Source organism: Thermoanaerobacter mathranii subsp. mathranii str. A3 (assembly GCF_000092965.1).
Taxonomy (GTDB): Bacteria; Bacillota; Thermoanaerobacteria; order Thermoanaerobacterales; family Thermoanaerobacteraceae; genus Thermoanaerobacter; species Thermoanaerobacter thermocopriae.
On sequence record NC_014209.1, the window covers coordinates 92,204 to 102,500 of the forward strand.

Here is a 10,297-nt window from a genome sequence, read left to right on the forward strand (position 1 = left end):
TTTACAGCTTTCAAAAATGTTATAATTACAGTAGAAGTAAAAGGAGGATTTTCATATGTCACAAGAATACGACATTACAGCCAAAAATATTTTTTCAAACCTTGCCGATGACATAGCATCATATTTTTTGGGTCTTAAATTTACAAAGCTTGATGAACTAAACATTGAATTTACCACGATTGAAAGCAGAGAAAGTGACATGGTATTCAAGTGTACTACTGAAAATGGAGATATAGCTCTACATATAGAATTTCAAACTTATAATGACAGCAAAATGCCTTATAGAATGCTAAGATACGCTACAGAAATAATGGAAAAGCATAATTTAATACCTTATCAAGTGGTAGTTTATTTCAGTAAAAATGAGTTAAAAATGGATAATAATTTGGACTATCATTTAGGAGAAGAAAATTTGTTAAACTTTCGCTATAGGATAATAGATGTGGGGAAAATAAAATTTGAGGATATTGTTAAAACTAAATATTACGATTTATACACTTTTTTACCTGTAGCTGATAAAGATAAAAGGCAAAAAGAAAAAGAAGAGTATCTTAGAAAATGTACTGAGGTAATAAGAGATATGCCAGTGGATAGAGGAAAGAAAAGTTATATAGTCACGGCAGCCGAAATTCTGGCAGGAATAATTTATGATGAGGAAGTCATAGAAAAAATTTTTTCAGAGGTGATAGGTGTGTCAATTCTTGAGGAATCAAAAATATATAAGAAAATATTAGAAAAAGGTAAATTGGAGGGCAAAAAAGAAGGGGAAAAAGAAAAAAGTATAAAAATTGCCAAGGAATTATTAAAAAAAGGAATGAGTATTGACGAAATCGCAGAAATAACAGAGCTTTCAAAGGAAGAAATAAAAAAATTGTTAAATTAATGAGCCGTGAAAGGCTCTTTTGTTTTTTTAAATATGGGTACGGATTTTTCATTTTCGCTTCGCTCAAATCAAAAATCCGTTTGAATAAGCACGTCTGCGAAGCAGAGGTGCTTTTTTTGTTTGCCCCCGCACAAAAGATTATACGCCTGCTCGCCTTACGGTCAAGGGGCAGGCCTTCGGTCGGTGAGCATATCCTCCCTCGCTTACGCTCGGTCCGGTATCCCTCCCCGACCCCTTGACCTTCGGCTCGCAGGCCGTTTTGTTTTAACTGCCGGGGGCAAACAAGAAGCAAACAAAAAATGAGGAGGTGTAAGCATAATGGCGTAAGAAAGTGAGCTATAGTGCCAGGCTGTCAGATACGAGCGAGTAAAAAATTTTAGGGGTGGAAATTTAAAATGACTACAAAGCAGAAAGATTAAATCTACATAAAATTATTGACACGTATATATTACACGTATTATAATATAGCAGGAGGAAGAAAAATGAAGCCGAAAGAATTGATAAAAATGCTTCAAAAAGAGGGATGGATAATAAAAAATCAAAGGGGTTCTCATGTACATATGATACATCCTTCAAAGCCAGGCAAAATTCAAATTCCTTATCACAATAAAGATTTAAAACCGAAAACATTAAATTCAATTCTTAAGCAGGCAGGATTAAAAAAGGAGAAAGGGAGGTTTTGACATGGATAAATATATTTTCCCAGCAGTGTTTGAATCTGATGGAAAAGGCGGCTATACTGTAACCTTTCCTGACTTACCCGGATGTATAACTGAAGGTGATGCACTTGAAGAAGCGTTATATATGGCAAAGGAAGCTTTAGAGCTTTTTATATACAACTTAGAAGAAGATAACGAACCTATCCCTGAACCTACACCTCCAGAAAAAATAAAAGTTCCTGAGGGAGCTTTCGTTACCCTTATTGAAGCCTATATGCCTCCTGTTAGGGATGAAATGGCAAATAAAAGTGTGAAGAAGACAGTTACGCTCCCCCGGTGGTTAAACGAAGCAGCAGAGAAGGCTAATATAAATTTTTCGCAAGTACTTCAATATGCCTTAAGAGAGAAGTTAAATATAAAGGAGAGAAATAGAGTATAAAAATTACAAAATTTTTGACTATTATGGCTGTACTTATATGGTTTATTGCACTCTGTGTGGTTTTTAATGTTAATTTTGAGTATAAAAATAGTTTTCTAAGAGTCTCTATAAAAACCGAAAAAAATAAAGACTGAGTTAGAGGTGTGTTTGCAAACATTTTGCTAACGTATGAGTCAAAAACATCTAGTATTTAGTAAAAAAATATGGAAAATATAAACCTCAAAAAGCCTATAAAATCAAGGGTTTTTAAATTTTATAATTCCATCTATAACTTAAAAAAATTATTTTTTTCTAACTACGGATCAAAAGGCTGGGGGTTCGAGTCCCTCCGGGCGCACCAGAATTTAGACGAAGTTGATGGTATGCATTGTCTCGATATCATAGAAGGTGTGCAACCAAACTAGCAAAAAAAAATTTTAATTTTAGAGATTTTACAAGGGCCATCTTATGAATTAGTCTCACTAAATAGAATATATTGAAGGGTAGGTATTTTCTGAATACCTGCCCTTTACTTTTGTTTAGAATTGATGTAATTATTAGAAATTTTATAAATCAACTAGCTAATAAGTTGATTAACTATGCTCGCTATAATATCTTTTCATTTTATACACTTATCTTTATACTTAAGCATATAATATTATTGGTCAAAAAAATTATTATTGGAGGCTGAGCTATATGGAACTATCAATTGAGGAAATTAAAAATTATTTTGATTTCAATAATAAAAAAGACGATGGTCAAACTCATAACCATGAGTTTTTAGGTAGTACAAAATTAGCAGCAGAAGACAAAAAAAGAAAAGAGGGAAAAGAAGAACAACACAATCACCGCTTTGCAGGTGTCACCAGCCAAGTTATACCAGATGGTGATAGTCATGTTCATGCAATATTGGTCAGTACTGACTTCTATGAGGATCATCATCATGAGATAGGCGTAATAACTGGTCCTGCTATTGATGTTGGGGATAATAAGCATGTGCACTTTGTTGAAGGAAAAACTACTGTTGATGATGATCACTATCATGAATTCATTTTTGCTACCTTAATTGAAGATCCTATTTCTGATTTTGAGCACTATTAATAATTTTATCATATTAAGATGACCATATTAAAAGCCCGGTTCAAGTCCGGGCTAAAATTGTATTGTAAACTGCCTGTTATTCGGTTTTTTGACACGGACCTAGCTTTTTAGAGGCACTTGACACTACAATAATTCTCTGGTAAAATACCTTTATGCAGAAGACAAATAAAGGCCGTAGGTTGGTGGTATGATTAATAAATTCATGAAAGCTGCTATTTTAGAGGCGAATAAAAGTTACCAACTTAGAGAAGTACCTGTTGGAGCTGTTATTGTAAAAGATGATCAAATAATTGGAAGAGGATTTAACCAAAAAGAGGCTACAAATGATGCTACAGCTCATGCTGAGATAATGGCAATAAAAGAAGCTTGTAAAACTCTTGGCAGCTGGAGATTGGATGACTGTAGCATGTATGTCACCTTAGAGCCTTGTCCAATGTGTGCAGGAGCTATTTTAGAAGCACGTATAAAAAGAGTATATATTGGGACAGAAAGTGATAAATCTGGTGCTGCTGGTACAGTCATAAACCTTTTAAACAATCCTGATTTAGGAAGTAAAACAGAAGTATATTTTGGCATAATGGAAGATGAATGCAAGATGCTTTTAGAAAATTTCTTTAAGACTTTAAGAGAATAAGTGCGGAGAGATGGCTGAGTGGTCGAAAGCGCTCGCCTCGAAAGCGAGTGGGCGAATTTTTCGCCTCGCGAGTTCGAATCTCGCTCTCTCCGCCATAAAATAGACGTGGAGAGATGACCGAGTTGGTCGAAGGTGCACGACTGGAAATCGTGTGTACCCCCTAAAAGGGGTACCGAGGGTTCGAATCCCTCTCTCTCCGCCATTTTTATCGATTTTCATTTTGTAAGAATCTTGTGTTATATTGGATGGTCTATTACAGTTTGAATACAAGTCTAGGTAAAAAAACAGAAACAACACAATCATTGCCAAGTAGTGTGTGAAAAGTGGAAGATGGAATACTCGGGCCGTACTAGATGGGGAGGTAGCGGTGCCCTGTAACCTGCAATCCGCTATAGCAGGGTTGAATTCCCAGGCTGAGGCCTGACCATTGTAAGGTCTGGCATAGGTAAGTGGCGTTGATACTTGAGTCCTGCGCAACGGAAACTTGTGAACCCCGTCAGGTCCGGAAGGAAGCAGCGGTAAGCAAGCACTTCCGTGTGCCGCAGGGGCGCTTGAGTGGAGCTAACTGCTTATGTAACGCTTATGGTGGCAGGTCGAAGCTGGGTGTACGGCCTTTTATTTTTGCCTATATATTTTAAAGACTTTAAAAGTGCCGATGCTTGAAATGCACTTATTCTGAGTTTTTATAAAGTTATTCAGAATGAGTGTATTATTTTTTTATGGGTTTTTATCTACCTTAATAATTTTTCTAGGATACATATTTTAGAAAATTCTTCTCAAAATTTCTATTTAACTTTTTATGGCTTTTATCCGAAATAATATAAAAAGTCGTTTTCTATAAAAGAAGAAAGACGGGGGATTTTATGATTAGTAATTATAATAAAAAGTTATTTTTTGTTTTATTTGGTTTTTCGATGACTGTTTATGCATTATCTATTGTACATTTTTTATCAGGATTTGAAAATAAAATTTTCATTGGGGGTGTAATTTTATTAATTTCGATGGGTTTATCTGCTATTTTGTCTAAAGTGTTGTCTCGACCCCTTGAAAAATTAAATGAAGGGGTAAAAAAAATAGCAGATGGGGATTTTAATTTTCGCTTAAATATTACCAACTCAAAAGAATTTGCAGAATTATCGAAAAATCTAAATTTTGTGGCAACGGAGTTGTCGCAAAGTTATATAAAACTAAAAGAGCAAACTGAAAATTTAATGCGTCAAAACAAAGAATTGCAAGAATTTAATGCGGAGTTGGAGGCTTCGTATGAACAATTAGAAGCTTTAGCTCACGAGCTAGAAGTTTCTGAAAGAAAGTATAGATTGTTAGTTGATAATATTCGGGATATTCTGTGGTTGACAGACAAAAATTTTATTATTGAATTTGTAAATTCGAGAGTTGTAAGATATTTAAATTATACACCTCAAGAGTTAATAGGGAAAAGCCTTTTGGAGATTGTGGATGAAGAAAGTAAAGAGACGTTAAAAGAGATGATGGCAGGGAAAATCAATTTTTCGGAGATTAATTTTAAAAGTAAAGAAGGCTTACTGGTCATAACAGAAACTCATGTGAAAAGGCTTAAAACTGATGGAGAGGTAGTAGGAATACAAGGAATTTCCCGGGATATTACAGAGGTTTATCATGTTAAACAGCAAATAGCTGAAAAAAACAATGAAATATTAGCCATTAACGATGTAGGAAAGCTTTTGACATCAGGAAGTGACATGAAGGAAGTGTTAAATGCGATCGTGGAAAAAGTAGCAAATATGCTCAATTCACCGCTGTGTACCATAAGAGAGTATGATAAAAAGTCTCAAAAATTTATATTGCTTATAAAAGGGGGAGAGCTTAGAAACTATCCTATTTTAAATAAAATAGAATTGCCACGAGAGGATATGAATGATTTAATAAATTTGAAAGAAATAAAAATAAAGAGGGTTGAGGAATTTCCACATGATAAAAATTTAGCTCCTATTTTTGCTGCTAAAGAAGTCTTTTCAGCTGTTATTGTTCCTTTGGTTTCAAGAAATGAGACAATTGGAATATTAACTGTATGGACCTCTACTAAAACAGTAAAAAACATGAGCTTGTTGAGGTCGATAGCGAGTGCAGTTTCTGTTGCAATTGAGAATTCTAGGCTTTATGATGAGGTCAAAAAATTATTTATAAAAACGATAGAAGCTCTTGCTTATGCAGTTGAAGCGAAAGATGTTTACACCAAAGGGCATTCAATGAGAGTATCTCAATACGCGGCGTTGATAGGGGAATATATAGGGCTTTCAAGAGAAAAAATAGAACAACTTAGAATTGCTGGGATATTGCATGATGTAGGAAAGATAGGTACTTCGGATGCTATTCTTTTGAAGGCGGGAAAACTTACAGATGAAGAATATAAAGTAATTAAAAGTCATCCAGAGATATCAAGAAAAATTTTGATGCCTATAGCTCTACCAGAAGAGATATTAGAGGCTGTTTCAAAGCATCATGAGCGATATGATGGGAAAGGTTATCCTTATGGGTTAAAAGGAGAGGAAATTCCTATAGAAGCAGCAATTCTTGGCGTGGCGGATGCTTTTGATGCCATGACTTCAGATAGGTCTTACAGAAAGGGAATGAATGTTGAAGAAGCGATAAATGAGCTTTTAAAATATAAAGGAACGCAATTTCACCCTGAAGTAGTAGATGCTTTTATTTCTCTTTACATGAATGAAAAGCACAGATTAGAAGAGATAAAAAATCAAGTTTTTTCAAATGCTTCTTAAAAGATATAGAAATATATCTTTTTTTTTGTTACAATTGAAGATAATGAGGTGTTAAAGTATGTATCAGTCTTTATATAGAAAGTACAGGCCTAAAAGCTTTAAAGAGGTAGTGGGGCAGGAGCATATTGTAAAAACTTTAAAAAATCAAATAAAGCTTAATAGGATAGGGCATGCTTATCTTTTTACAGGTACAAGAGGTACAGGAAAAACCAGTATAGCCAAAATTTTTGCAAAGGCAGTTAATTGCTTAAATAATACAGAGGGAGAGCCTTGCAATTCTTGTGATATTTGCCACGCTATAAATAACAACACTACTATGGATGTTTTAGAGATTGATGCTGCTTCTAATAACAGTGTAAATGATGTAAGAGAGTTAAGAGAGTCTGTAATTTATGCTCCTTCTCAAACAAAGTACAAAGTATATATAATTGATGAAGTGCATATGCTTTCTACAGGGGCTTTTAACGCTCTTTTAAAAACATTAGAAGAACCCCCTTCTCATGTGATTTTTATTCTTGCTACAACTGAACCAGATAAATTGCCTGATACTATTTTGTCAAGATGTCAAAGGTTTGACTTTAAAAGAATACCTACACGGTTAATTGCTCAAAATCTTGATAGAATTTGTAATGACAGTGGAATAAAAATCGAAGATAAAGGACTTAAAACTATTGCCCTTTATGGAAATGGTTCTATGCGAGATGCGATAAGTCTACTGGAGCAATGCATATCTTACAAAGAAGGTTTTATAACTTATGAAGATGTATGTGAAATGTTAGGCGTAGCTAATGATGAAATGCTATTTTCCCTTTTAGATTATATAAACGCTAAAGATGTAGCAGCTTCTTTGAAACAGTTAGATAAAATTTTATCTTATGGAATAGACTTAGGAAATTTTTTAAAGTCTTTAACTTATATTCTAAGAGATATGGTCCTTTACAAAACAGGAGGAGAAGAATTAAAAGAAATTTTGTATAGCAATGCAGAAACGATAAAAGAAAAAGTGCAAAACTTTGGCACTGCTTTTTTGACTAATGCTTTAGAAAAATTCACAAATCTCCAACGAGAAATTAAATATGCTATAGCTCCGTTAACTCTTTTAGAAATAACTATTTTGAGGTTGATAAAACCGGAGATTTCTTATGATATGTTGAGCTTGTTATCAAGGGTGGAGCAAATAGAGGATAAATTAACAAAAGGCCAATTTTTTTTAAAAGAAGAAAAAGAAGAAGATGAAAATAAGGAGAGAAATACTTTACCAAAAAAAGAAAAAACAACACAAATAATAGAACAAGAGGATATAGATCTAGAAAAAGTTTGGAATGAAGTAAAAGAGACGATAAAAAAAGAAAGAATAGCTTTGTACGCTTTTATAGAAAAAGGAACTCCTTATTTTAAAAATGGTACAATTGTGGTAGAATATCCTGAAGAGAATGCTTTATTTAAAGAGGAATTGAACAAAGCGGAAAACAAGAGTTTTATTGAAGAAATAGTAAAAAAACTGGTTGGTAAATCAATCCATTTAAAGTTTGAATTAAAGAAAAATGAAGAAGAATTATTGGTTCAGCAAGTTAAAGAGTTTTTTGGCGAAGATATAGAGATAATATAATTTTCACAAATAATTCAAAAAAGCATATAAATGTTTTTAGAATAAATTTTAGGAGGTTAAATTATTATGGCAAAAGGAGGATTTCCGGGCGGGTTTAATATAAATAATATGATTAAACAAGCCCAGCAAATGCAAGAAGAAATAAAAAAAATGCAAGAACAATTAGTACAAAAAACGGTGGAAGCTACTGCCGGTGGTGGAATGGTAAAAGCAGTTGCTAATGGCAGAAAAGAGCTTGTAAGTATTGAAATAAACCCTGATGTAGTAGACAAAGAAGATGTTGAAACGCTGGAAGACCTTGTATTAGCTGCGGTTAATCAAGCTTTGAGAAATGCAGAAGAAATGATCGCTTCTGAAATGGCAAAGATAACTGGAGGATTAAATATTCCTGGACTGTTTTGAGGTGAAAAAATGGGCTATTATTCGGCATCTTTAGCAAAACTGATAGAAGAACTGTCAAAGTTGCCTGGTATAGGTCCTAAGACAGCGCAAAGGCTTGCTTTTTTCATAATAAACATGCCGACAGAAGAGGTAAAAAGTTTATCTCAATCGATTATAGATGCTAAAGAAAAAATAAAGTATTGTAAAATTTGTTACAACATAACTGACACAGAGGTATGTAACATATGTAGTGATGAAGAAAGAGATAATTCTCTTATATGTGTTGTCTCTCATCCTATGGACGTTGTGGCAATGGAGAAAATACGAGAATATAAAGGAGTGTATCATGTACTCCATGGTGTTATTTCCCCAATAGAAGGGATAGGACCAGAAGATATAAAAATTAAAGAACTTTTAGACAGAGTAAAAAATGGGAATGTAAAAGAAGTAATACTTGCTACAAATCCTGATATAGAAGGAGAAGCAACTGCAATGTACATTGCTAAGCTACTCAAGCCATTAGGAGTAAAGGTTACAAGAATTGCCCATGGAGTGCCAGTGGGCGGTGACCTTGAATACACTGATGTTGTGACTCTTTCAAGGGCTTTAGAAGGTAGAAGGGAATTGTAAAGGGTATTGCATTTTTCTTTGTAGTTTATTATAATAAATTATGACAAATTTGAGAAGGCGATGGAGCTCGCCGTAAATGCGGAAACGCTAATGGCTCCTATTAGGATGACAGGCCTAATAGGAGTTTTTTATTGTCTAAAAATGTAAATAGAAAGGGAGATTTTCATGGAATACATTTATATGGGGGTTGGAGGATTTTTTGGAGCAGTACTCAGATACTTAATAACAATTTACTTTACAAAAATGCATCATACGGTGTTTCCCATTGAAACTTTTATGATAAATATTTTAGGTTCGTTTTTATTAAGTTTTATCACAAATTTTACTATGGATAAATACAAGATAAATACTAATTTGAGGTTAGCGATAACAACAGGATTTATTGGAGCTTTTACGACATTTTCTACTTTTAGCATGGAAACAATAAATTTATTAAAGGCGAGGGAAATTTATATTGCTTTAAATTATGTGATTTTATCAATAATAGGAGGACTTTTAATGTCATATTTAGGATTTGAATTTGCTGACAAAATATTTGAATTTCTTAAGGAGAGGGAAAAGGAATGATTAAAAGTACATTGTATGTTGGAATTGGAGGATTTTTTGGAGCAATATTGAGATATGAAATATCACGGCATATAAAAGAAAAGCGACAGATAATTATTCCAATCGAAACTTTCATTATAAATGTATTAGGTTCGTTTTTATTAAATTTTTTATCAAGTCCTAAAATAAATGTAAATTTAGACGATGATGTTAAACTTTTTTTAACAACAGGATTCCTAGGTGCTTTTACAACATATTCAACTTTTTCTCATGAGACAATAGATTTAATTAAAAACAAAAAATATTTTCAAGCCTTTAAGTATATGGCCTTAACAATTGTATTTGGGCTAATAGGAGGAGTGGTGGGATATTATATCGGAAATTGTGTGGGAAATTTAATTTGATTGGTGTATAATAGATATCAGTAGAAAATAAATATCAGTTAGGAGGAATAAAATGTGAATTTAAATTATAACGATCTCCTGTCTGCTATATCTTTGGCTCTTGATGTTCAAGAGTATAAAAACATGGGACATGCAAGAAGAGTGGCTTATATATCTTTAAGGATTGCAAAAATGTTGAATTTAAATGAAGAAGATATAAAAAAAATATATTATTCTGCCTTTTTGCATGATATAGGAAAAGGAGATGTATATGAAGACTTTAACACGGATGAA

At 33.3% G+C, this 10,297-nt stretch carries 12 protein-coding genes, 2 tRNA genes, 1 other RNA gene and 1 riboswitch (1 of these 16 only partly in view); all 15 genes read left to right on the forward strand.

Annotated elements, in window-relative coordinates:
- Window positions 1–55: 55 nt before the first annotated feature.
- Window positions 56–883: an Rpn family recombination-promoting nuclease/putative transposase gene (locus TMATH_RS00460; RefSeq protein WP_013149556.1), complete on the forward strand. Its 828-nt coding sequence runs from the start codon at window positions 56–58 to the stop codon at window positions 881–883.
- 482 nt (window positions 884–1,365) lie between these two features.
- The gene (locus tag TMATH_RS00465; RefSeq protein ID WP_013149557.1) at window positions 1,366–1,566 is read left to right on the forward strand and encodes a type II toxin-antitoxin system HicA family toxin; all 201 of its coding nucleotides are present in this window, start codon (window positions 1,366–1,368) and stop codon (window positions 1,564–1,566) included.
- A 1-nt stretch (window position 1,567) separates the two neighbouring features.
- Window positions 1,568–1,981 carry a type II toxin-antitoxin system HicB family antitoxin gene (locus tag TMATH_RS00470; protein ID WP_013149558.1) on the forward strand — a complete coding sequence of 138 codons (414 nt, stop codon included), beginning with the start codon at window positions 1,568–1,570 and terminating at the stop codon, window positions 1,979–1,981.
- Between the two features lie 675 nt (window positions 1,982–2,656).
- On the forward strand, window positions 2,657–3,061 hold the full coding sequence (locus TMATH_RS00475) for a YmaF family protein (RefSeq protein WP_012994211.1): 405 nt from the start codon (window positions 2,657–2,659) through the stop codon (window positions 3,059–3,061).
- Window positions 3,062–3,248: 187 nt separating this feature from the next.
- Complete coding sequence (tadA, locus tag TMATH_RS00480; protein WP_013149559.1) at window positions 3,249–3,695, forward strand: tRNA adenosine(34) deaminase TadA; 447 nt, start codon at window positions 3,249–3,251, stop codon at window positions 3,693–3,695.
- A gap of 4 nt (window positions 3,696–3,699) precedes the next feature.
- Window positions 3,700–3,790, forward strand: a tRNA-Ser gene (locus tag TMATH_RS00485).
- A 12-nt stretch (window positions 3,791–3,802) separates the two neighbouring features.
- A tRNA-Ser gene (locus TMATH_RS00490) sits at window positions 3,803–3,897 on the forward strand.
- A gap of 142 nt (window positions 3,898–4,039) precedes the next feature.
- Window positions 4,040–4,306, forward strand: an RNA gene (gene ffs / locus TMATH_RS11505) — signal recognition particle sRNA large type.
- Between the two features lie 252 nt (window positions 4,307–4,558).
- Entirely contained in the window at window positions 4,559–6,454 is a 1,896-nt protein-coding gene (locus TMATH_RS00495) for an HD domain-containing phosphohydrolase (protein ID WP_013149560.1), read from the forward strand.
- Window positions 6,455–6,512: 58 nt separating this feature from the next.
- Window positions 6,513–8,063 carry a DNA polymerase III subunit gamma/tau gene (gene dnaX / locus TMATH_RS00500; RefSeq protein ID WP_013149561.1) on the forward strand — a complete coding sequence of 517 codons (1,551 nt, stop codon included), beginning with the start codon at window positions 6,513–6,515 and terminating at the stop codon, window positions 8,061–8,063.
- A gap of 66 nt (window positions 8,064–8,129) precedes the next feature.
- Window positions 8,130–8,465: a YbaB/EbfC family nucleoid-associated protein gene (locus TMATH_RS00505; protein ID WP_012994215.1), complete on the forward strand. Its 336-nt coding sequence runs from the start codon at window positions 8,130–8,132 to the stop codon at window positions 8,463–8,465.
- Between the two features lie 9 nt (window positions 8,466–8,474).
- Window positions 8,475–9,074 (forward strand): recombination mediator RecR, encoded by a 600-nt coding sequence (gene recR / locus TMATH_RS00510; RefSeq protein ID WP_013149562.1) that lies wholly within the window; start codon window positions 8,475–8,477, stop codon window positions 9,072–9,074.
- Window positions 9,075–9,121: 47 nt separating this feature from the next.
- Window positions 9,122–9,181, forward strand: a riboswitch (Fluoride riboswitch).
- Window positions 9,182–9,239: 58 nt separating this feature from the next.
- On the forward strand, window positions 9,240–9,641 hold the full coding sequence (crcB, locus tag TMATH_RS00515) for a fluoride efflux transporter CrcB (RefSeq protein WP_013149563.1): 402 nt from the start codon (window positions 9,240–9,242) through the stop codon (window positions 9,639–9,641).
- Window positions 9,638–10,024, forward strand: coding sequence for a fluoride efflux transporter CrcB (gene crcB / locus TMATH_RS00520; protein ID WP_013149564.1), 387 nt, complete (start codon window positions 9,638–9,640; stop codon window positions 10,022–10,024). Before crcB (TMATH_RS00515) ends, crcB (TMATH_RS00520) begins: the two co-directional genes overlap by 4 nt.
- A 54-nt stretch (window positions 10,025–10,078) precedes the next feature.
- Window positions 10,079–10,297, forward strand: the beginning of a protein-coding gene (locus TMATH_RS00525; protein WP_013149565.1) for an HD-GYP domain-containing protein. The gene runs 954 nt beyond the window's last position; only the first 219 of its 1,173 coding nucleotides appear in the window; the start codon lies at window positions 10,079–10,081; the stop codon falls past the right edge of the window.

Bases quoted from the DNA above. Each gene is read 5' to 3' on its own strand.
- TMATH_RS00460 (WP_013149556.1), top strand. From the start codon at position 56: ATGTCACAAGAATACGACATTACAGCCAAAAATATTTTTTCAAACCTT.
- TMATH_RS00465 (WP_013149557.1), top strand. From the start codon at position 1,366: ATGAAGCCGAAAGAATTGATAAAAATGCTTCAAAAAGAGGGATGGATA.
- TMATH_RS00470 (WP_013149558.1), top strand. From the start codon at position 1,568: ATGGATAAATATATTTTCCCAGCAGTGTTTGAATCTGATGGAAAAGGC.
- TMATH_RS00475 (WP_012994211.1), top strand. From the start codon at position 2,657: ATGGAACTATCAATTGAGGAAATTAAAAATTATTTTGATTTCAATAAT.
- tadA (WP_013149559.1), top strand. From the start codon at position 3,249: ATGATTAATAAATTCATGAAAGCTGCTATTTTAGAGGCGAATAAAAGT.
- TMATH_RS00495 (WP_013149560.1), top strand. From the start codon at position 4,559: ATGATTAGTAATTATAATAAAAAGTTATTTTTTGTTTTATTTGGTTTT.
- dnaX (WP_013149561.1), top strand. From the start codon at position 6,513: ATGTATCAGTCTTTATATAGAAAGTACAGGCCTAAAAGCTTTAAAGAG.
- TMATH_RS00505 (WP_012994215.1), top strand. From the start codon at position 8,130: ATGGCAAAAGGAGGATTTCCGGGCGGGTTTAATATAAATAATATGATT.
- recR (WP_013149562.1), top strand. From the start codon at position 8,475: ATGGGCTATTATTCGGCATCTTTAGCAAAACTGATAGAAGAACTGTCA.
- crcB (WP_013149563.1), top strand. From the start codon at position 9,240: ATGGAATACATTTATATGGGGGTTGGAGGATTTTTTGGAGCAGTACTC.
- crcB (WP_013149564.1), top strand. From the start codon at position 9,638: ATGATTAAAAGTACATTGTATGTTGGAATTGGAGGATTTTTTGGAGCA.